The 21,239-nt window shown below is 64.7% G+C and carries 17 protein-coding genes and 2 tRNA genes; 5 read left to right on the top strand and 14 right to left on the bottom strand.

Going from position 1 to position 21,239, the window contains the following annotated elements:
- The first annotated feature begins 46 nt into the window (after positions 1-46).
- The 4 genes from JNC62_RS04385 to JNC62_RS04370 all read left to right on the top strand — a co-directional run bounded on the left by JNC62_RS04385 (position 47) and on the right by JNC62_RS04370 (position 3,991).
- Positions 47-892, top strand: a complete 846-nt coding sequence (locus JNC62_RS04385; protein WP_374836304.1) for an ABC transporter permease — start codon at positions 47-49, stop codon at positions 890-892.
- A complete protein-coding gene (locus JNC62_RS04380; RefSeq protein ID WP_374836302.1) occupies positions 889-1,722 on the top strand; it encodes an ABC transporter permease in 834 nt (277 codons plus the stop codon). Before JNC62_RS04385 ends, JNC62_RS04380 begins: the two co-directional genes overlap by 4 nt.
- Positions 1,719-2,819, top strand: coding sequence for an ABC transporter ATP-binding protein (locus tag JNC62_RS04375; RefSeq protein WP_374836300.1), 1,101 nt, complete (start codon positions 1,719-1,721; stop codon positions 2,817-2,819). Before JNC62_RS04380 ends, JNC62_RS04375 begins: the two co-directional genes overlap by 4 nt.
- A gap of 104 nt (positions 2,820-2,923) precedes the next feature.
- Positions 2,924-3,991, top strand: coding sequence for a GlxA family transcriptional regulator (locus tag JNC62_RS04370; RefSeq protein ID WP_374836298.1), 1,068 nt, complete (start codon positions 2,924-2,926; stop codon positions 3,989-3,991).
- A 77-nt stretch (positions 3,992-4,068) separates the two neighbouring features.
- On the opposite strand, the gene JNC62_RS04365 is transcribed toward JNC62_RS04370, so the two are convergent.
- The 9 genes from JNC62_RS04365 to fdnG all read right to left on the bottom strand — a co-directional run bounded on the left by JNC62_RS04365 (position 4,069) and on the right by fdnG (position 14,709).
- Positions 4,069-4,164, bottom strand: a tRNA-Sec gene (locus JNC62_RS04365).
- A 282-nt stretch (positions 4,165-4,446) separates the two neighbouring features.
- Positions 4,447-4,522 (bottom strand) — tRNA-Ala (locus tag JNC62_RS04360).
- A gap of 226 nt (positions 4,523-4,748) precedes the next feature.
- The gene (selB, locus tag JNC62_RS04355; RefSeq protein WP_374836296.1) at positions 4,749-6,737 is read right to left on the bottom strand and encodes a selenocysteine-specific translation elongation factor; all 1,989 of its coding nucleotides are present in this window, start codon (positions 6,735-6,737) and stop codon (positions 4,749-4,751) included.
- On the bottom strand, positions 6,734-7,516 hold the full coding sequence (locus JNC62_RS04350) for a tetratricopeptide repeat protein (RefSeq protein ID WP_445482860.1): 783 nt from the start codon (positions 7,514-7,516) through the stop codon (positions 6,734-6,736). The genes selB and JNC62_RS04350 overlap by 4 nt, the downstream gene beginning before the upstream one ends.
- A complete protein-coding gene (selA, locus tag JNC62_RS04345; protein WP_374836295.1) occupies positions 7,500-8,954 on the bottom strand; it encodes an L-seryl-tRNA(Sec) selenium transferase in 1,455 nt (484 codons plus the stop codon). The genes JNC62_RS04350 and selA overlap by 17 nt, the downstream gene beginning before the upstream one ends.
- An 8-nt stretch (positions 8,955-8,962) precedes the next feature.
- On the bottom strand, positions 8,963-9,880 hold the full coding sequence (gene fdhE / locus JNC62_RS04340; protein ID WP_374836293.1) for a formate dehydrogenase accessory protein FdhE: 918 nt from the start codon (positions 9,878-9,880) through the stop codon (positions 8,963-8,965).
- A gap of 88 nt (positions 9,881-9,968) precedes the next feature.
- The gene (locus JNC62_RS04335) at positions 9,969-10,673 is read right to left on the bottom strand and encodes a formate dehydrogenase subunit gamma (protein WP_374836291.1); all 705 of its coding nucleotides are present in this window, start codon (positions 10,671-10,673) and stop codon (positions 9,969-9,971) included.
- Positions 10,670-11,611, bottom strand: coding sequence for a formate dehydrogenase subunit beta (fdxH, locus tag JNC62_RS04330; RefSeq protein ID WP_374836289.1), 942 nt, complete (start codon positions 11,609-11,611; stop codon positions 10,670-10,672). Before fdxH ends, JNC62_RS04335 begins: the two co-directional genes overlap by 4 nt.
- Positions 11,612-11,622: 11 nt before the next feature.
- Positions 11,623-14,709, bottom strand: a complete 3,087-nt coding sequence (fdnG, locus tag JNC62_RS04325; protein WP_374836288.1) for a formate dehydrogenase-N subunit alpha — start codon at positions 14,707-14,709, stop codon at positions 11,623-11,625.
- Between the two features lie 307 nt (positions 14,710-15,016).
- Between fdnG and selD the strand changes: the two genes are divergently transcribed.
- Positions 15,017-16,066, top strand: coding sequence for a selenide, water dikinase SelD (gene selD, locus JNC62_RS04320; RefSeq protein ID WP_374836286.1), 1,050 nt, complete (start codon positions 15,017-15,019; stop codon positions 16,064-16,066).
- Between the two features lie 79 nt (positions 16,067-16,145).
- Here the strand turns inward: selD and bioZ are convergent, their stop codons facing one another.
- Genes bioZ through bioB form a run of 5 tightly spaced genes read right to left on the bottom strand, consistent with a single transcriptional unit; the run spans position 16,146 to position 21,178 of the window.
- Positions 16,146-17,135: a 3-oxopimeloyl-[acyl-carrier-protein] synthase BioZ gene (bioZ, locus tag JNC62_RS04315; RefSeq protein ID WP_374836284.1), complete on the bottom strand. Its 990-nt coding sequence runs from the start codon at positions 17,133-17,135 to the stop codon at positions 16,146-16,148.
- Positions 17,132-18,400 carry an adenosylmethionine--8-amino-7-oxononanoate transaminase gene (locus tag JNC62_RS04310; RefSeq protein WP_374836282.1) on the bottom strand — a complete coding sequence of 423 codons (1,269 nt, stop codon included), beginning with the start codon at positions 18,398-18,400 and terminating at the stop codon, positions 17,132-17,134. Before JNC62_RS04310 ends, bioZ begins: the two co-directional genes overlap by 4 nt.
- Positions 18,397-19,035: a dethiobiotin synthase gene (bioD, locus tag JNC62_RS04305; protein ID WP_374836281.1), complete on the bottom strand. Its 639-nt coding sequence runs from the start codon at positions 19,033-19,035 to the stop codon at positions 18,397-18,399. The genes JNC62_RS04310 and bioD overlap by 4 nt, the downstream gene beginning before the upstream one ends.
- A complete protein-coding gene (locus JNC62_RS04300; RefSeq protein WP_374836279.1) occupies positions 19,032-20,177 on the bottom strand; it encodes an 8-amino-7-oxononanoate synthase in 1,146 nt (381 codons plus the stop codon). The genes bioD and JNC62_RS04300 overlap by 4 nt, the downstream gene beginning before the upstream one ends.
- Positions 20,174-21,178: a biotin synthase BioB gene (gene bioB, locus JNC62_RS04295; RefSeq protein WP_374836277.1), complete on the bottom strand. Its 1,005-nt coding sequence runs from the start codon at positions 21,176-21,178 to the stop codon at positions 20,174-20,176. Before bioB ends, JNC62_RS04300 begins: the two co-directional genes overlap by 4 nt.
- Positions 21,179-21,239 lie beyond the last annotated feature (61 nt).

Raw genomic sequence — 21,239 nt, 5'->3', positions numbered from 1 at the left:
CTGCGCGGCCCTGGCTGTGCAGTCGCATGGACGTGGAACCTACACGATGCGGAAATCAATAACTCTCTACGGTCTGACCTTCTCGCTGCCGATGCTCGTCTGGCAGGTCATGTTCTTCCTCGCGCCATTGTTGTTCCTGATCGCTCTCAGCTTCTGGACGGTCCGCAACTTCCGAATGGAGCCGAACTTCGACCCCGTCAACTGGGTCTGGATGCTCTCGCGCGGCGTCTTCTGGGATGCCTATCTGCGCACCTTCGCGCTGGCCACGGCGGCGGCGATCATCACCAGCGCGCTTGCCTTTCCCTGCGCCTATGCGATCGCCTACAAGCTGTCGGACACCGCACGGCGCTGGGCCGTGTTTCTGATGGTGATACCCTTCTTCACCAGCTACCTGGTGCGCATCTACTCCTGGCAGATCTTCCTGTCCGACAACGGCATCTTCAACGCGCTGTTTGCCAAGGTCGGGCTCGGGCCGTTCGGGATGCTCAACTCCACGTTCGGGGTCATGGTCGGCTACCTGACGCTGAGCCTGCCGCTGGTCGTGCTGCTGCAGCTCTTCAGCCTGATCTTCGTCGACAGGACGCTGATCGAGGCCGCGCACAACCTGCGCTGTGGCCGGCTGCGCACCGTCTTCGAGGTCATTGTGCCCTCGGCACGGGTCGGTCTCGTGATCGCCGCGCTGTTCTGCTTCATCCTGACTTTCGGCGATTTCGTCAGCCCGCTCTACCTCGGCGGCGGCGACCCGCCGACCCTTTCCATCCTGATCACGGACACGACCAAATCGGGCCAGCAGTGGCCACGGGCGGCGGTGATTGCCCTGGTCATGATCGCAACGCTGCTGGCCGTTGCCTTCGCCTTGGTCAACTATGCCTACAAGGAGCGCGGACGATGACCTTCAACCGCAACCGGCTGATCGACTGGGCCTTGAAACTGTACCTGTTGCTCGTCTTCGCGTTCGTCTTCGCGCCGATTGGCGCAAGCTTCGTCTTCTCGTTCAATGTCGACCGCTTCCCTTCGCTTCCGCTCGGTGGATTCTCGACCATTTGGTACGAAGCGGTCGCCAACGATCCGTTGGTCTGGGAAGGACTTCGCAACACGCTGATAGCAGGCGCGGTGGTGTCGGTCCTGGCCACGGCGATCGGCTTCGGCGCCGCCTATACCGACTTCCGCTACAGGTTCTTCGGCAAGTCGCTCTATGTCGCACTGGCGCTGTTGCCGCCCACCATCCCGGTGGTCATCCTTGGCCTTGCCATGCTCGCCTTCCTATCGAACGTCAGCCTTTCCGGGGCCATTCATTCGGTCATCATCGCCCATGTGGTGATGTGCGCGCCGTTCGCGATGGCCATCGTCCGGCTGCGGCTGTCACAGATGGATCCCTCGCTGGAGTCCGCGGCTTGGAACCTCGGTGCGTCGGAGTGGATGGCGATGCGCCATGTCATCATCCCGTTCTGCAGACCGGCGCTCTTTGCGGCACTGTTCATCACGATGGCGGTGTCCTTCGATGAGTTCGCCGTCGCCTGGTTCGTCTCGGGCCTGAACGAGACGTTGCCGGTCAAGGTACTCGGCTTCCTGCAGGGTCAGGTCAGCCCCCGCATCAATGTCATCGGCACCTTCGTCTTCATCGTCTCCATGACGCTGGTGATCCTCGCCCAGGTCCTTCTCATGAAACGCAGCGGTGCGCCCAAGGTGGCCGCGGAAACTGCCGGAGTACAAATATCATGAACGACAAGGCTCTCGTTGTCTTCGACGGCGTCGTCAAGCGGTTCGGCGCATTCCTCGCGGTCGAACGGACGGACTTCGAAATTCACAAGGGTGAGTTCCTTGCCATCATGGGCTCCAGCGGCTGCGGCAAGACGACGACGCTGCGCATGCTGGCCGGATTGGAAGCCCCGAGCGAAGGCGAGATCCGCCTGGCCGGCAAGCGCATCAACGACCTGCCGACCTGGCGGCGCGATACGCCGATGGTGTGGCAAAGCCTCGCCCTCTTCCCCTTCCTGACGGTGCGCGAGAATGTGGAGTTTGCTCTGCGCATGCGGGGAATGGAGAAATCCAAGCGCCGCAAGCGGGTCGACACCTGGCTGGAGCGAATGCAGATCACCGAGTTCGCCGAGCGCAACGTCGCGCATCTTTCCGGGGGGCAGCGCCAACGCGTTGCGCTCGCCCGCTCCCTGGTGACGGAGCCCGAGATCCTGTTGCTGGATGAGCCGTTGTCGGCGCTCGACGCCCATCTGAAGGTGCGCATGCAGACGGTGCTGTCCAATCTGCAACGCGAGCTCGGCATCACCTTCGTTTACGTCACGCACAGCCAGTCCGAGGCGTTCTCGATGGCCGATCGCGTCGTGATCATGAGCCGCGGGCGGATCGAGCAGATCGGCAACCCGCAGGAAATCTACCGCGCGCCGCGCACGCGGTTCGTTGCGGAGTTCCTCGGGTCGAACAACATCTTTAGCGGCAACGTCTCGGGCGTCGATGGCGCGTCCGTGAAGATCGCGACACCCGCCGGTGAATTCGTCGTAGCGTCCGGGGCCGCAAAGCCCCTCAGCAAGGGCGACAAGGCGACCTTTGTGGTGTCGGATGATCGGGTCCACCTCAGCAGCCAACCGCCGACGAATGGCTACAACGCGCTCCGGGCATCGGTGGTGGGCGAGGAGTTCGTCGGCGCGACCGCGATCATCCATCTGGAGAATGCGGCGGGCGCTCTGGAGCTGAAGGCCCAGAAAAGCCATGACGAGCTGGAGAAGATCGGTCATTCTCCGGGATCCCAGGTATGGGTCTCCTGGCGTCCTGAGGCCGCGCATATCCTGCCGGGACAGGATTGACCCGGCACGGCGTTTGACGCCGGGGCCGGTCTCTGTTTGCGGGAAAGCGGAGGCCGGTATATATCGTGCGATCCTGCCGGGCAGGGTTGGGAAAGGGAGCTGAGATGTTGGAACGCGGCATCGGACACGTCGTGGCTAACCAGCGGGTGTCCGACACGGAACGAGACGGGAAAAAGCCCAAAGGGACCGCTCTTCGGGTCGGGTTCGTTCTTGCTCGGCATTTCACGCTCAGCGCGTTCTCCCTGTTCGTCGATACCCTCAGGCTTGCCAGCGATGTCGATGATCGCTCCGGTCGCGTCCTGTGCGACTGGGAAGTCATCAGCGCCACTCCGCACATGATCAAGTCGAGCAGCGGGGTTCAGGTGTCGCCGACCACAAGGCTCGGCAATCCGGAACGCTTCGACTACATCGCCGTCATCGGCGGGCTCCTTGATGTCGAGGAGCCGCTTGATCGCGAAACGGTCGCTTTTCTGCATGAGGCGTCGCGCAAGAAGGTCAGGATCATCGGTGTCTGCACCGGCAGCTTCATTCTTGCCGGCGCGGGCTTGCTGCAGGACCGGCTTGCTTGCGTAAGCTGGCTCCACCACGCCGAGTTCAAGGCGCGCCATCCGGCAATTCGGCTGACCTCGCAACGGCTGTTTGTCGAGGACAGAAACACGATCACCTGCGCAGGCGGCAGCGCGGTCGCCGACCTGGCCGCGTTGCTGGTGCGCCGGCACGTGGGCGAAAACGCCGAGCGAAACGCGCTCGAAATCCTTCAGGTCGAGCGCCGGCGCGAGGGTAGCGAATTGCAGAGCCGGATGCCGATCATGCTGCCGATGCATGACGATGCGCGGATCAAGGCCGCCTTGCTGTGCATGGAGCAGCATATCGAGGAAAAGGTCGGCATCGAGACGATCGCGGAGAAGGTCGGTCTGTCACGGCGCCAGCTTGAACGCGTCTTCCAGAACAAGACCGGAATCTCTCCTGCGGCGGCCTATGAGAAGATCCGAATGAAGAAGGCATTGCTCTTGGTGGAGCGCACGTCCAAGTCCCTGATTGAAATCGCGCTCGAGGTTGGTTTCGAGAGCAGTTCGCACTTTTGCAGAAAGTTCCGCGCGAACTTCGGCTCGACGCCGACCGCGCTGCGCATCAAGGCGCGAAGATCGAGCTGCAGCCGCGCCGGACGATAGATTTTTTTGGGCGACCATCAAGAACCGCGGCGGCCGCCTGTGTGCCTGGCCGCCGGCCATGTCCAGTCTGGAGGCCCTGGCGGAAGAGAATGGGAGTCGAACCCACCAAAGACCGTCTGACGGCCCCTCCCGGATTTGAAGTCCGGACGCCCCACCGGGAACGAGTCTCTTCCGTCGATTGATTTTATTATTCTTTCCCAATTGCAACGGTGTCAGCAAAGCACGATTGCTGCCGCTTTGCTACGGTTACCTTGAAACCTGCTTCCCGAACGCTCTGCTCATCATGGCGTCAATTTGTGCTGCGGCCTCTCATTCCCGGCATCACAGGGAAGCAGAGGTCGAGCGTGATCCGGATCGTGGACTGCCCTAAAGCGCGTCGCGACCTTTCAGATTCGCTTGCCACGGATCGAATGGGGAGCAGAGATCAACGGCCCGAGACTGCCAACTGATCGTGTTGGTGGAGCCGAGCGGGATCGAACCGCCGACCTCCGCAGTGCGATTGCGGCGCTCTCCCAGCTGAGCTACGGCCCCACGACTGCGGCAGTAGAGCATCAGAACGCGCCCGTGGCAATGCGGCTAAAAGTCTAGTTCCCCTACAGGAACCCGGAACGCATCAGCGCGTTCATCAGGTCGATCAAATGTCGTCCGCAGCCGAGGTACCACGGATGTCACTGTCGGATGAACATTTTTGCACCGGCCGGGGCAGTCGATGCCCCGGCGACTGTCTGGACGTGGGATTTCCAAAAAACACGGCCCGCTAGGATTTGAACTCCGGACTCCCCACCGGGAACGAGTCTCTTCCAGGGCCAGCCTGTGTGAGATTGCCGAACAAGTCCAGCTTGCTTCGATTGATCCTGCGCCGGTCGCCGCGCCGGATCGTCATGCCGCTGCGGTCGAAGAACTCGAGAATCTGGATCGCCACCTTTCGCCCGCTGTCGACATGATCGCGAAAGCAGGCGGCGGTAAACCAGCCATTGTCGATGCGCGCGTCCATGCCCGTGACGATGCCGATCATTTCCGCGATCGTGTCACGCAGGAAGAAACGGTCCTGTGCGATCTCGTGCACCCGGCCCATTCGACCTGCGAGTTTCAACAGGCGGCGGATGTCGGCTTCGCGTTCGCCCAGCATTCCGGCGATGTCGCGGACGCGCTGTGGCCGGAACCGCGCCTCACCGCCGATGAACGGCAGCAATCGGTGCCAGAGCAACTCGTCGGCAGCGCTCATCCTCGCCTCGTGACTGCTGAGCCGCAGCCAGACGCCGTCGAGCGAAACCGGTCCTTCCGCGAGCAGCATGGAAACCGCAGCGCGGAAGGCAGGGGCGGGTAAGCGCGGCTGCAGCACCTGCCGCAAGCGCTCCAGCCCCATGCCGGCAAGGTCGGGATTGGCGGCGTGGAAAGACGCAAGCTGCTCCAGAAGCGCGGCACGGAATTCCCGCCACGGCTCCGGCAGCATCAGGAGCGCCGATGCGCCGCACGGTAGCACGACGGCACCGAGCGTCCGCGCAAAGGCGGCGGTATCCTCGGGCAAGGCGCGGTCGCGCAGGAAGACCGAAGCATCCAGGGAATAGGGCTCGATCGCAAGCAGGGCCCGTGCGGCCGCAACCGGGTCGGCGATCGCGTGGGCTGAAAGCTGCGCCGCGCGCTCAGCGCTTCGGCGCTTACGCTGCGGGCCGCGCAGGTCGAGGAAGCGCCCGCCGCCGATGGTGCGCCGGGCGGAGACGTCGCGGATGACGTAGCGGTCGCCGACGGCCGCGGCGATCGGGCGGTCCAGCACCAGCTGGACGCGGCCCTCGGACCCGGGCTGCAGGTCGTCGTTTCCCAGAAGCACGATGCGGGCGCCGACCTCCGTCGAGGCGTGGTGCAGGCGCGCCGGGAACCACTGGCCGAGTGGCCTTCGTTCCGACGGCAGGAGCCGCAATGTCGCGTCGATGCGGCCGGTAGGGGCATGGAGGGTGGGGGAAACCACCATGTCGCCGCGACCGATTTCCGCTTTCGAGATGCCGTCGCCAGCGAGATTGAGCGCGCACCGATCCCCGGCCTGGCCGGTTTCACTTTGCCGGTTCTGCGCGTGCAGCGAGCGGACCCGCACCGCCTTGCCCGACGGGCTGACGGTCAGGTGATCGCCGACGCTGACCCTGCCGGAAAGGACCGAGCCCGTGACCACCGTACCGACGCCCTGGATGGTGAAGGAGCGGTCGACGGCGAGGCGGAAGCGCGCGGCGTCGCGACGATGCCCGAAGCCGCGCGCGGCCTGGGCCAGCGCCGCCTGCAATTGCGGGACGCCTTCGCCCGTGCGGGTCGACACCGCCATGATCGGAATGCCGGCCAATGCCGTGGCGCTCAATTCATTGCGGATCGCCACCTCGACCTCGGTGATGCGCTCTGCGGGCGCGAGATCGCTCTTGGTGATTACCGCAACGCCCCGGGAGATGCCGAGCAGATCGACGATCGCCAGATGTTCGCGCGTCTGCGGCATCACGCCGTCGTCGGCGGCGACCACCAGCAGGACGAAGTCGATGCTGGCCGCACCCGCCAGCATCGTGTGGATGAACTTCTCATGCCCCGGCACGTCGACGAACCCGAGGATCACCTCCGGGTCTTCAGGCAGCGGCAGATAGGCAAAGCCGAGGTCGATCGAGATGCCGCGCGCCTTTTCTTCCTTGAGGCGATCGGTATCGACCTGCGTCAGCGCCTTCACCAGCGACGTCTTGCCATGATCGATGTGCCCTGCCGTTCCAATGATCATCGCGGATCGGCCTTTCCGGCCACCGCTTCGGCGGTGAGACGCTGGTCATCCGTCAGCGCGTCGCGTGCGGCCTTCAGGAACGGGGCTGCAAGCCTGCTGCCGCCCGTCTCGGCGCGCAGCAGCCATACCAGGGCGGTAACCGGGTCGCGCCTGGCACCCGTGCCCAGGTGCAGGGCGGCACCGAGCATGGCCTGACCATCGGCGTCTCCTGCTTCGGCAGCTCTCTTCCACCATGACACGGCGTGTTGCGCGTCGCGCGGAACGCCGAGCGCATTGTGGTGGATCATGCCGAGCCGGGTCATGGCGGCCGCGACACCGCCTTCCGCCGCCTTTAGAGCCCAGTACTGCGCCGCAACCGGATCGGCGGGGATGACGTCGCCCTCCAACAGCATCCAGCTCAGCATGTCCTGTGCCTGCGCATCGCCCTGTTCGGCGGCAAGAGCATAGAGGCGTGCGGCTTCCGCCAGGTCGGGTTCGGTTCCGAGGCCATTGAAGAGCAGCGATGCCAGGTTGCGCTGGCCGGAAGAGTCGCCAGCCTCGGCGGACAGCGCCAGCCAACGGCGCGCCAGGTCCGCGTCGCGCTCGACGCCGAGCCCGCCGGCAAAGCAGGCGCCGATGTTGCTCTGGGCGCGGGCGTTGCCGTCGCGCGCGAGCGGCTCCCAGACAGACAGCGCCGTGGCGTAGTCGCCGGCCCTTGCCGCGTCGAGCGCGATCTGCATCGCCTCCGCGACCTTGTCCGTCTTCGGCTTGCGGGTGAAGAGGTCAGCGATCCGCATCATCGGTGGGCCTGCCCATTTCCGCGCGGAGGCCGGAGAGGTTGGCGAGGAAGCGCGCCCCGTCCTCCAGACAGCGCAGGTCGAGGATCAGCGCGCCGCGCTCGACCCGCCCGATCACCGGCATTGGCAACCGTCGCAGCGCGGCCGAGAGGCCGGCAAGCCTTGTGCCGCTGTCGTCCTTGGGCGAAATGGATAGCCCGGCGCTGGCGATCGTCGCCAGCGGCAGGGCGCCGGAGCCGATCTGGCTTTGGCAGTCGATCACGTTGACATCGAAGTCCGGGGCGAACACCGGGACGAGGGCAGGGGCGAGGCGCTCCGCCAGCGCCCGGATCTCGCTCTTCCGCCGCGACAGAAAGCGCATCGTTGGCAGCCTCTCCGAGAGCCGGTCCGGATCCCGATAGAGCTTCAGCGTCGCTTCGAGGGCGGCGAGCCTGATCTTGTCGACGCGCAAGGCCCGCTTCATCGGGTTGCTGTTGATCCGTGCGATCAGGTCGCGGCGCCCGACGATGAAACCCGCCTGCGGTCCGCCCAGAAGCTTGTCGCCGGAGAAGGTGACGATGTCGGCGCCCTCGGCCACAGCCTCGCGCACGGTCGGTTCGTGCGCCAGGCCAAAAGCCGCCAGATCAGCCAGCGTGCCGGACCCCAGGTCGTTGACGAGCGGGACGCCCTTTTCCATCGCGATCGCCGCAAGCTCCGCCGCCGGGACCTCGCGGGTAAAGCCCTCGATCCGGTAGTTGGACGTGTGGACCTTCAGCACCAGGCCCGTTTCGTCGTGGATGGCGTCGGCATAATCGCGCGGATGGGTGCGGTTGGTGGTTCCAACCTCGACCAGCCGCGCATCGGCGCGGGTCATGATGTCGGGCATGCGAAACGCGCCGCCGATCTCGATCAGTTCGCCGCGTGAGACGACCGCGTCCCTGCCGGCGGCAAGGCTGTTCAGCACCAGAAGGACGGCGGCGGCATTGTTGTTGACGATGGTGGCATCTTCGGCGCCGGTCAGTTCGCAGATGAGCGTGCGCAGGTGTTCGTCGCGCTCGCCGCGTTTGCCCGTCTCGAGGTCGAATTCCAGAGCCACCGCTTCCCGCATCGCCATGGTCGCGGCCTCGATCGCTGCTTCCGCCAGAACCGCGCGTCCGAGATTGGTATGGAGCACCGTGCCGGTCAGGTTGAACAGCGGGCTCAGGCGCGAGCGGTCGGCCGTTTCGAGCAGAGCCGCGGCCCGCTCGGCTATGGCGTCGGCCGACGGCGGTGCCGTGCCCGCCTTTATCTCCTCCCGCACAGCCGCAAGCGTATCGCGTAGGGCACCGGTCATGGCCGGCCGGCCAAATCGTTCGATCGGACTAAGGGCCCGCTCCGATTGCAGCACCTGATCGACCGCCGGAAGTCGGCGCAGCGCCGTCTGGAGGTTGTCGCGATCGCAGTCGGTGTTGCGTTGCTCCATAACACGCCTCACAGGCCGGCGAGCAGCGGCGAGAAGCCGCCACGCCGATAAGGCTCCGACCGCATCAACAGGTCGATGCCCAGGCTGCCGACGTCGTCGGCAATCGGCTCGGCGCCGGAAGACGACTGCTGGTAGATGATCTTCGTCCAGCTCTGACATTCGTCGCAGGTCTCGGCCTTGACGACCCCGTCGCCGCCATCCACTTGCTTGTAGCCGATGCCCTTGGTGGAACCGCAGCAGGTGCATTTGATGCGCACGTAGTGCCACATCGAATTGCACAGCGAACAGGCGCAGAAGCGTGCACCATGCGCACCGGCCCAGCCGACGACCATGGAAGAGGCGGGGAGGCCGCCGCAGATTGGACAGAGACCATCCGCAACGGGCCGCGCGGCCTTGGGATCCAAAGCCGATGCCAGGCCCGCGAAATACACCTGGAGCCCGGACCAGACATAGATGTGCTCGGCGATCGCGTCGTCCGGCAACCTGCCGGCGAAGACCGTATCGACCATGGCCCGCCGCTGCTGCCGGCTGGCGTTGGCGACTTTTGCGAGTGCCGCAGCCGCGTTCTCGGGCATTTCGACCCCGGCGGCCTCGGCAAAGAGTCGATCGAAGACGGGGCCGAGGCGGTCGTCGTCCGCGGCCCTGGCGCGGTCGATCAGGGGCATGCCAAACTCCTGCGCACGGCCAATCGCATCCGGATCCGGCCTATGGGCCGGGACCGGATCCGCCTGGACGAGGGCTTGCGCCTCGGTGAGCGCCGCAACGAAGGTGAGATAGGGCTTGAGCGGGCTCAATTCTGCGAGTTGGCGCAAGCGCGCCGCGCGAGCGGAAAAGAGTGTGGAGGGATCCGGCAATCGCACGAAGGGGGGCGACGATACGGCACCGATTGCCGTTGGATCCGGTGCCAGATCTGGCTTGCCTGTCATGTCGCTCCCTCACGAACCCGCCGGGCCACGTGGTGATATTTCCGCATCATGCCCGGAAACGCTTCATCCGGAAAGGCGGATCCTTTATTCATTCGGCCGGTGTCGTTCCGGAGGGTCCGTGCTTCTGCCGGGTAACCAGCTCGCGCAGCCACTTGCGGTGATGCCGCCATGCCCAGCCGCCGGTGACGGTGCCGCGCGTCATGGCGCTGATCGTTCCGCGAACCCAGATGGCCGCATAGACGTGCACGATCCAGACGCAGATCGCGACGACGGCGGCGACCGAATGGACCAGCAGAGCCCAGCGCTGCTGCTCGATGGTCGTGTAGGCGCCGAAATACTGTTGCCAGATGATTGTTCCGGAAGCGATCAGCACGACGATCAGGATCGACATGGACCAGAAGACGAGCTTCTGGCCGGCATTGTACTTGCCGACCTCGGGGAGCTTTTCCTCGTTTCCCGCCAGCACGTCATTGGCCTGCGCCATCCACTGGGTGTCGACGCGCTGCCACAGGTTGGCGCTCCAGAAGCGCAGGAACAATCCGAGGAAGCTGAAGAAAAGGACGACGCCGATCCACGGATGGATCGTGCGGGTCCATTGTCCGCCGCCGAACAGGCCGGTGAGGAAAAACAGCGACGGATGGAACATTGCCAGGCCGGAGAGCGCCAGCAGCACCAGGCTGATGGCGGTGATCCAGTGATTGACGCGCGCTCCGCCCGAGTAGCGGTGCACCCTCACCGGCCTGCCGGGTTCGATGCTGTCGCCGCGCTCGACATCATAGTCCAGCTTGCTCATGAGCGTTCATCTCCCGTGAGCCGTTCGGCCTGTTCCTCATCCTGCTCGGTCACGACGTTCGGACCACGGAACAGGTAGTGCAGCAGCCCCCCCGCAGCGGCGAGCCCCATGACCGCCATGCCGGCGTATTTGGTTGCTCCCTTCCAGACCTCGACCACCCGGCTGATACGCGGGTCCTTCGGCAGGCCGGCATAGATCTCCGGTTTGTCGGCATGGTGCAGCACATACATGACATGGGTGCCCCCGACGCCGGGCGGATCATACAAGCCGGCATCGGCAAAGCCGCGCGACTTCAGATCCTCGATGCGGCCCTTGGCCCACTCCTTCATCTCGTCCTTGGTGCCGTAAACGATCGCTTGCGTCGGGCAGGCCTTGGCGCAGGCCGGACCCTGGCCGACGGCGATACGGTCGGAGCAGAGCGTGCACTTGTAGGCCCGGTGTGTCACCTCGGAGACCCGCGGGATGTTGAACGGACAGCCCTTGATGCAGTAGCCGCAGCCGATGCAGTTCTCGTGGACGAAGTCGACGATGCCGTTGGAATATTGCACGATCGCGCCGGGTGCGGGGCAGGCCTTGAGGCAGCCCGGATCCTCGCAATGCATACAGCCGTCCTTGCGGATCAGCCATTCGAGATTGCCGGTATCGGGGTTGTCCCACTCGGTGAAGCGCATCAGCGTGAAGGTGTCGGGCGTCAGGTCGTGCGGGTTGTCGTAGACGCCGACGTTGATGCCGACCTCCTGATGCGTGTCGTTCCATTCGGCACAGGCGGCCTGGCACGCCTTGCAGCCGATGCATTTGCTGACATCGATGAGCTTGGCGACCTCCGTCTGGCGTTCAGAGGGTGGCGTTATTGTCGACGCCGACCGCCTGATCAGATCCTTCTCGCCGAAGCGAGGCTCCTGCGGCGCGGTGTCGGGATTGGGAACAGGCGCAAACATCTTCTTCCTCCCTACGCCACCGGCGCCGTGCTGCGCTCGATGTTGACGAGGAACGCCTTGAACTCCGGCGTCTCGATGTTGGCATCGCCGACGACCGGGGTGAGCGAGTTCGGTCCGAACCCCTTCCGGGCCGCGCCGGTAAAGCCCCAATGCAGCGGGATGCCGACCACATGGATCGTCTTGCCGTCGCAGGTCAGCGGCTTGATGCGCTTGGTCACCACCGCCTTCGCCCGGACCTCGCCGCGCTTGGACCAGACCCGCACCCAGTCGCCCTTGCCGATGCCCTTTTCGGCCGCCAGTTCCTCCGAGATCTCGACGAAGAACTCCGGCTGGAGCACGGCATTCTCATGGACGTGCTTGGTCCAGTAGTGGAAGTGCTCGGTCAGCCGGTAGGACGTTGCCGCATAGGGGAACTCTTCCGACGCGGTATCGGCGAACTGCTTGAAGTCGTCGTCGAAGACGCGCGCCACCGGATTGCCGCGGACATTCGGAGCGATGGCATTGGCGACCGGTGATTCGAACGGTTCGTAGTGCGCCGGGAACGGCCCGTCGCGCATCAGCCCCCGCGAGAAGAGCCGCGAAACCCCTTCCGGGTTCATGATGAACGGCCCGACCTCGTTCGGCTTGGCAGTAGGCGAGATGTCCGGAACGTCGTAGCCGCTCCACTTCTGGCCGTCCCACTCGATCAGCTTCCGGCTCGGGTCCCAGGCCTTGCCGTCGAGGTCGGCGGAGGCGCGGTTGTAGAGAATGCGCCGGTTGGCCGGCCAGGCCCAGGCCCAGTTGAGGAAGGTCCCGGTCTCGTCTGGATCGTGGTTGTCGCGACGGGCCATGTTGTTGCCGGCCTCGGTGAAGCAACCGGCATAGATCCAGCAGCCGCTCGCCGTCGAGCCGTCATCACGCAGCACGGCGAAGCCCGGCACCTGCTTGCCCGCTTCCAAGACGACCTTCGTCGGGTCGGCCGGGTCCATCAGCGGCGCCAGCGCCCGGCCGTTCAACTCCCGGGCCAGTTCGTCGGCCCGTGGCTCGCCCGGATCCTCATAAGGCCATTCGAGATTGAGGATCGCATCGGGGAACGCGCCGCCCTCCTTGCGGTAGAGGTCCCTGAGCCGCAGGAAGAGCTGCCCCATGATCCAGTTGTCGTTCTTCGCCTCGCCTGGAGCCGTCGCCCCCGGCCAGTGCCATTGCAGCCAGCGGCCGGAATTGGTGAGCGACCCCTCGTCCTCGGCAAAGCAGGTCGAAGGCAGCTGGAACACCTCGGTCTGGATCGAGGCCGTGTCGACATCGTTGTAGGCGCCGTGATTCTCCCAGAAGCGCGAGGTTTCGGTTTCCAGCGGATCAATCGTCACGAGGAACTTGAGCTTCGACAGGGCATCCGTCATCTTCTTCCGGTTCGGCGCCGCCAGCAGCGGGTTGAAGCCCTGGCAGAGATAGCCGTTGACCTTGCCCGCATGCATCATGTCAAAGATGCGCAGCATGTCGTAGTTCGCCACGTCGAGCTTGGGCAGCCAGTCGTAGGCGAAGTCGTTTTCCGGCTTTGCCGCCGGACCCCACATCGCTTTCTGGAAGCTGACGAAAAACTTCTTGTAGTTCTGCCAGTAGCTCGTCTGGTTCGGCCGCAGCGGCTTGTAGGCCCGCGTCGACATGTAGGTTTCGAGATCGATTTCCTTTTCCAGCGGGATGTTCATGTAGCCGGGCAGGAGGTTCGACATCAGCCCGACATCGGTCAGTCCCTGGATGTTGGAGTGGCCGCGCAGGGCGTTCATGCCGCCGCCGCGCACGCCGATGTTGCCGAGGATCAGTTGCAGCATCGCCATGCAGCGAATGTTCTGCGACCCCTTGGAATGCTGGGTCCAGCCCAGCGCGTACATCGACGTCATCGTCTTGGTCGGCGACGAACACTCCGAGATCATCTCCGCCACCTTCAGGAATTTCTCCTTCGGCGTGCCGCAGATGCGCTCGACCATGTCCGGGGTAAAGACGGAGACGTGCTTCTTGAGCAGGTTCCAGACGCAACGCGGGTTCTGCAGCGTGTCGTCCACCGTCGCAAAGCCGTCGGGGCCGATCACATATTCCCAGCTGGAGCGGTCGTAGTCGCGGCGGGCTTCGTCATAACCGGTAAACAGGCCGTCCTTGTAATCGAACCCGTCCCGGACGATGTAGCTCGCATTGGTGAAGGCCTTGACGTAGGGCCACTGCACCTTGTCGTTTTCGATGCAGTAGTTGATCACGCCGAGCAGGAAGGCGATGTCCGTGCCCTGGCGGATCGGCGCGTAGAAATCGGCGACCGATGCGGTGCGGGTGAAGCGCGGATCGACGACGATCAGCCGCGCGCCGCGGTTGGCCTTGGCTTCCGTCACCCATTTGAACCCACAGGGATGTGCTTCCGCCGCATTGCCGCCCATGACGACGACGAGATCGGTGTTCTTGATGTCGGTCCAGGAGTTGGTCATTGCTCCACGGCCAAAGGATGGGGCGAGACTCGCCACCGTCGGGCCGTGTCAGACGCGTGCCTGGTTATCGAATGCGACGATCCCTGTGCTGCGCACCACCTTGTAGGTGAGAAACGCCGTTTCGTTCGTGGTGGCCGATGCGGCCAGGAAACCGGTGGACGTCCACCGGTTCACTGTGACGCCGGCTTCGTTCTTCGCAATGAAGTTCGCGTCGCGATCGTCCTTCAAATGGCGGGCGATCCGGTTGAGTGCATCGTCCCAGGAAATCTGCTCGAACTTGTCGGACCCGGGCTTGCGCACCATCGGATATTGCAGCCGCGTCTTCGCCTTGACGAAGTCCTTGAGCGCTGCGCCCTTGGGGCAGAGCGTGCCGCGATTGGTCGGATGGTCCGTGTCGCCTTCCACATGGACGAGTTCGGCTTTTTCGCCCTTGCGCACGTCCCCCCTTGAATAGAGGATGACGCCGCAGGCGACCGAACAATAGGGACAGGTGTTTCGGGTTTCGGCCATGTTCGTCAGCTTGAAGGGACGGATCGCTGCCGCATAGGCGCTTTCCACCGCGCCGAAGCCGAATGAACCCATTGCCGTCGCTGCAACCGCCGCTCCGGCTCCGCCGAGAAACTGCCGGCGTGAGAGCTCCACGTTCATTGCATCACACCTCCGCATTTGCTGTCCCGAACGGCATTTCGGCAAGTTCAGGCAATCAATTAACCCGGTGCATTGAAGCAGTTCACCGCAATAACACCGAACTGTCAACATCGCTCTTTCTGCAAGCCATGATACGTGTCGGCGCGTGCTGCTTCAGGGCAGGTTGTGCCGACGGCCGCATTGACGCGGTGAGCCAAACGACACAGATTGTAGCGCTGACTTCACTGCCTTCTCCGCGGATCGGGTGCGCCGATCAACGTGTGCGGCGCAGCTGACCATGCCGACTGACCGTTTGCCGGAGGCCACCATGGACACCAACGCGCCGATCCGTCTCAGCACCCTCGCCCACGGCGGCGGCTGCGGCTGCAAGCTCGCTCCCGCCGTCCTGCAGGACCTGCTCGCCGATCAACCGGCCATGCAATCCTTCAAGCAATTGCTCGTCGGTACCGAAACCGGCGACGATGCCGCCGTCTGGCAGCTGGACGACGACAACTGCGTGATCGCCACGACCGATTTCTTCATGCCGATGGTCGACGATCCGTTCGATTTCGGCCGCATCGCCGCCACCAACGCCATTTCCGATGTCTATGCCATGGGCGGCACCCCGATCCTGGCGCTGGCGATCCTCGGCATGCCGCTCGACAAGCTTCCCGCCGAGATGATCCGCGCCATCCTCAAAGGCGGCGCGAGCATTTGCGCCGAAGCCGGCATTCCGGTGGCCGGCGGTCATTCCATCGACGCACCGGAACCGATCTACGGCCTGGCGGTGATCGGCACTTGCAAGCGTGCAAACCTGCGCAGAAACAGCGGTGCAGTGCCCGGTGACGCGCTGATCCTGACGAAGCCGCTCGGCGTCGGCATCTATTCGGCTGCCTTCAAGAAGGAGAGGCTCGGCTCCGACGCCTATGGCGAACTGATCGCGTCGGTGACGCTGCTGAACCGGATCGGCGCGGATCTCGGTGGGGATCCGGCCGTCCACGCGATCACCGACGTCACCGGCTTCGGCCTTCTCGGTCATGGGCTGGAGATGGCGCGCGGCTCCGGAGTCGGCATGACGCTGCATTACGACGCCCTTCCGTTCCTCAAGGAGGCGGAAGCGCTCGCGGAGCAGGGGTTCGTCACCGGTGCGTCGAACCGCAACTGGGCCAGTTATGGCGACGGTATCCGCCTGCCGGACGATCTGCCGTCGTGGAAGCGGCATTTGCTGACCGATCCGCAGACATCGGGCGGCTTGCTGGTCGCCTGTGATCATCGCCGCGCGGAGGCGTTGCTGCAAAGCATACACGCGGCTGGATATCCTGCCGCGGCGCTTGTCGGGCGGGTCGATTCCGGCAGCGGACTGACCATTCTCGCCTAGCGAGGTGTTGGCTTCTGCGTGACGGTCCGGCAGCAACCAGCAGGTCGTTGCATCCACACGCGTTGGCTTGCGGCCCCGCCTACACGCCGAACACGATGGCACCTGCCGTCAATCCCGCTCCCGCCGCCGTCAGCAGCAGTTTTTCCCCCGGCACCAGCGGCCGGTCGCGATGCGCCAATGACAGCGACAGCGCGATCGTCGCCGCCGAGGAGTTTCCATAGTCCTCGATCGTGCGGACGGTCGTTTGCGGATCTATGCCAAGCCTTCCGGCCACGGCATCGAAGATCCGGGCGTTTGCCTGGTGCGGCACGAAGCGGTCGATTCGTGCCGCATCGAGGCCGGCATCGCCAAGCGCCCGGGCGCCACAACCCGCCATCATCTCCACGGCCTGTGTGAACATTTCGCGTCCGTCGCGCATCGTCATCAGGAAGTCCTCCGATGCCATACCGGGCGCGAAGGGCCTGTTGCTGCCGCCGGCCGGAACGGAGATCAGGCCGTAGCGGCCGCCGTCGGAGGCGAGGTCCACGCCGAGGATCCCCTTTCCTGGCTCGCTCGTCGGCGCAAGGACGACAGCGCCGGCGGCATCGGCAAAGAGAACCGCGCTGGCGCGCTCCGCCGGGTTGATCCGCCGGCTGAGAATATTGGCCGCCACGATCAGGACCGGCTTTGCCTGGGTGCGGACGAAGCCGTCGGCAAGCGTCAGTGCGTAGAGAAAGCCCGAGCAGGCGCCGGCAAGATCGACCGCGCCGCTGTTTTTGAGGCGCAGCCGATGGGCCAGGAGCGGGGCCGACGGCGGCAGCAGATGATCGGGGGTGGAGGTGGCCAACAGGGTCAGCGCGATGTCGTCGCTGGCCATGCCGGCATCGTTGAGGGCCGATTCTCCCGCTCGTGCGGCAAGTCCGCTCAGCGTGTCGGTGTCCTCGGCCCAGTATCGCCCCCGTATGCCGGTCCGCCGCTCGATCCAGCCCGGCTCCAGCCCGAGCCTTTCTTCGATCTCGGCATTTTCGACGCGGCGAGACGGAACGGCATGGCCCAGTCCCGCCAGGCATGAAGAGCGGGCGCCCTTCATAGCTGTCCCTTCTCGACGAGGCCCGCCGCCTCATCGATCGCGTCATAGGCCCGGTCGAGATCGGCTGCGGTGACGCAGTAGGGGGGCATCAGGTAGATGACGTTGCCGAGCGGGCGGATCAGCAGCTTTCGCGCCCGGAAATGGGCCCGCAGCCGCGGTCCGACCTCCGACAGGTAACCACCCCTCGGCACGACGAGATCGAGCGCGGCGATGGTTCCGGCTTGGCGAACATTGGCGAAGCGCGGGTCGGCCTCGAAGCGGGCAAGCCTTGTCCGCTGGAGGTCCGAAAGGGCCGCAACCCGGTCGCTGACGGGTTCGTTCCGCCAGACGTGCAGGTTGGCAACGGCGGCGGCGCAGGCGATCGGGTTGGCCGTATAGGAACTCGAATGGAAGAAGGTCTTGCTCCGGTCCGACGATCGATGCGCCTGGAAAATTTCGGCAGTGCAGAGCGTCGCCGCCAGCGGCAGCGCGCCGCCGGTCAGTCCCTTGGACGTGCAAAGGATATCGGGGGTGATCTGCGCCTGCTCGCAGGCGAAGAGGCTGCCGGTCCGGCCCCATCCGGTCATCACCTCATCGGCGATCATCAGCGTGCCGTGCCGCTCGGCGATGCGCTTCAGTTCTCGCAGCAGCGCCGCCCCGTACATCTTCATTCCACCGGCCCCGAGAACCAGCGGCTCGATCAGCAGTGCCGCCACCTGGCCTGACCTGCAGGCAGCCTCGAAGGCATCAAGGGTGGCCTGCTCGTGGCCTGGCTCGGGAAAGGGCAGCCTGTCGACTTCGAACAGCAGAGGCTCGTATGCCGCGTTGAACACGCCGCGCTCGCCGGTCGACATCGTGCCGATCGTATCGCCGTGATAGCCGTGCTCCATCACCGCGATACGGCTGCGGGGCCTGCCGGCATTGTGGAAAAAGCCGAGCGCCATCTTCAAAGCGACTTCGACCGCTGTCGATCCGCTGTCGGAGTAGAACACATGGCTCAGGCCGGCAGGAGCAAACTCGATCAGGCCGCGGGCCAGTTCTTCCGCCGGCTCATGCGTGTATTCGGCAAAGATGATCTGGTCGTAGGCTTCGCACGCTTCTTGGATCGCCGCCATGATGGCCGGATGGCGGTGACCGTGGGTAATCACCCACCACGAGGAAATGGCGTCGAGAATGGCGGCGCCGTCCTCGTCGACGAGATAGGCGCCCTCCGTCCTTGCGATCCGCTTCATCGGCGGCTCAAGTGCGTGCTGGGTGAAGGGGTGCCACACGGGTGAACGCGTCATGTCGGCTCCGTTCGAAAAAGGTCGATGTCGAAGTTTTCCCGGAACACCTGCTGCAGCCGCGGCGGGGTCAGCGGGCAAAGGTTCGGCAGGCGGCCGAGCGATCGAACGCCTCCCAGTTCGGCAATGATGGCCTGGGTGTCCTCTTGCGGCTCGCCTATGAAGGCGACGCCGAAAACCGGAATGGATCGGGCCCGCAGCGCTTCCAGCGACAGCAGCGTGTGATTGATCGTTCCAAGGCCCGTGCGGGCGCAGAGAATGACGGGAATCTGCCAGCGGGCAAACACGTCGGCAAAGACAGCCCGCTCGGTGAGCGGCACGAGCAGCCCGCCGGCGCCCTCGATGACCAAAGGCCCGTCCACCACTGGCGGCACAAGCGTCTCCACGTCGATCTGCACGCCGTCGATCCTGGCCGCCAGATGCGGCGAGGCAGGGGTGCGGAGGCGATAGGCTTCGGGAAGAATGCACGCAGACGAGATTTGGCCGAGCCGCCGGACGGCATCGCTGTCGGTTTCCTCTTCGAGCCCGGATTGCACCGGTTTCCAGTAGTAAGCCTCAAGCGCATGGGTCAGGGCGGCAGAGAAGACCGTCTTGCCGATGCCGGTATCGGTGCCCGTGATGACGAAACGCGTGCTCATGGCATCTCCTCATCCAGGATTGCCGCAAGGGCTGCGAACATGCGCGCGATCGTCGGCCTGTCGATGTTGAGCGTGATGGCGACCCTTAAGCGCGCCGTTCCCTCTGGGACGGTCGGCGGCCGGATCGCGCGAATGTCGAAGCCCTCCTCGCGCATGCGCGCCGCGATTCGCACGTACAGTGCGTTGTCGCCGATCCGCACCGGCAGGATCTGCGATCCGCTGCCTTCCAAGCCGAGTGCCCGGGCCATCTCGGCATTGGCGAAGCGCTGCAGTGCCTCCAATGCTTCCCGCCGCTCCGGTTCTTCGGCGAGCACTCGCAAGGCTTCGCGGACGCCTGCCGCCATCAGCGGTGACGGCGCCGTCGAATAGATGAAGCCGCGCGCCCGATTGACCAGGTAATCGCAGAGCGTTTCGCTCGCGCCGATTAGTGCCCCCGCAAGTCCCAGCGCCTTGCCGCAGGTGTGGACGACGATGATGTTTTCCCGCGGTTCCAGTCCGGTCGCGAAGCCGCGCCCGCCGGGTCCGAAAACACCGGTCGCATGCGCCTCGTCGATCACCAGGAAGCCGTCATGCCGGTCGGCCAGTTCGGCCAGTTCGACCAGCGGGGCACGATCGCCGTCCATCGAATAGAGGCTTTCGACTGCGATCCATGGATGGCCGGTGCCGCCCGCCTTTCGCCAATCTCGGATTGCGTCGGCAAAGGCGTCGACATCGCTGTGCGGCACAGACACCGCCGGCGCCTTGCTCGCCGCAATGCCATCATGCACGCTCGCATGCACGAGCGCATCGTGGACAATGAGGTCGTCGCGTTGTGGCAGGGTGGAAAAGAGCGCGGTGTTGGCGGCAAAGCCGCTGCCGAAATAGAGCGCGCGCTCCGAGCCGAAATAGGCGGCAGCCTCGGCCTCCAGCGCCTCATGCTCCGGGTGATTGCCGCGCAACAGCCGTGAGCCGCCGGCGCCTGCCGGCACGCCGCGCTCGATGGCAGACGTCACGGCGGCTTTGAGGCGCGGCGCGTCGGCGAGGGCGAGATAGTCGTTGGAGGTGAAGTCGATGCCGCCCGGCGGCAGCAGCGCCCGGCGCCGTCCCTTGCGCTCCAGACCCGCCAGTGTCCGCTCGTAGCGGACCAGCCCATCGCGAATCATGCGTGCGGCTCCAGTTCCATCGGCTTCAAGCCGAGGCGGCGGAAGAGGGTGACGTCATGATCCTCGCCCGGGTTGTCCGCGGTCAGCAGCGTTTCCCCGACGAAGATTGAGTTGGCGCCGGCAAAGAAGCAGAGCGCCTGCATCTCGTCGCTCATCCCGGTCCGCCCGGCCGACAGACGGACATGGGATTTCGGCATCAGGATGCGCGCCAGCGCAATCGTGCGAACAAACTCGATCGGGTCGACCGGCGCGGCGTCGGCCAGTTTCGATCCCGGGATCGGGATGAGCATGTTGATCGGCACGCTCTCGGGCGGGGAGGGCAGGTTGGCGAGGGTCACCAGCATCGAAATGCGGTCTTCTGCCGTTTCCCCCATCCCGAGTATGCCGCCCGCGCAAACCTTGATCCCGGCGTGACGCACATTCGACAGCGTTTCCAGCCGGTCGGCAAAGGTGCGGGTGGTGATGACTTCGCCGTAGAAGCGTTCGGAGGTGTCGATGTTGTGGTTGTAGTAGTCGAGACCGGCCTCGGCGAGCGCGGCGCTCTGTTCTGGCGACAGCATGCCGAGCGTCATGCAGGTCTCCATGCCGAGCGCTCTGACGCCGCGAACCATGGCAATGATCGCCTCCATGTCGCGGTCCTTGGGGCTGCGCCAGGCCGCGCCCATGCAATAACGCGTCGCGCCGCCCTCCTTGGCCTTTCGCGCCTCGGCGATCACCCTTTCGACCTCCATCAGCTTGGAGGCCTTGAGCCCGGTCGGGTAGTGCGCCGACTGGCTGCAATAGCCGCAGTCCTCGGCGCAACCGCCGGTCTTGATCGAGAGGAGCCGGCTCATCTGGACCGCATTGGGATCGAAATTTGCCCGATGGACGGTGTGTGCGCGAAAGAGTAGATCGTTGAACGGCAAATTATAGATTTTTTGAGCGGCCCTGAGCGCTTGCGATTCCAGCGTGTCGATCGATCTGTGGTCGCCGCCAGCGTTTTCGCCCAGCAGTTTCGGCATCTTCTTCCCCTCTTCGTCGGATCAAAATAGATAGAATGAAGTTTTATCTATAATTTGCCAG

Source organism: Mycoplana ramosa, from assembly GCF_041930185.1.
Classification (GTDB): domain Bacteria; phylum Pseudomonadota; class Alphaproteobacteria; order Rhizobiales; family Rhizobiaceae; genus Mycoplana; species Mycoplana ramosa.
The sequence above is the reverse complement of the archived record's forward strand: the minus strand, read 5'-3'. Positions and strand labels throughout refer to the sequence as shown.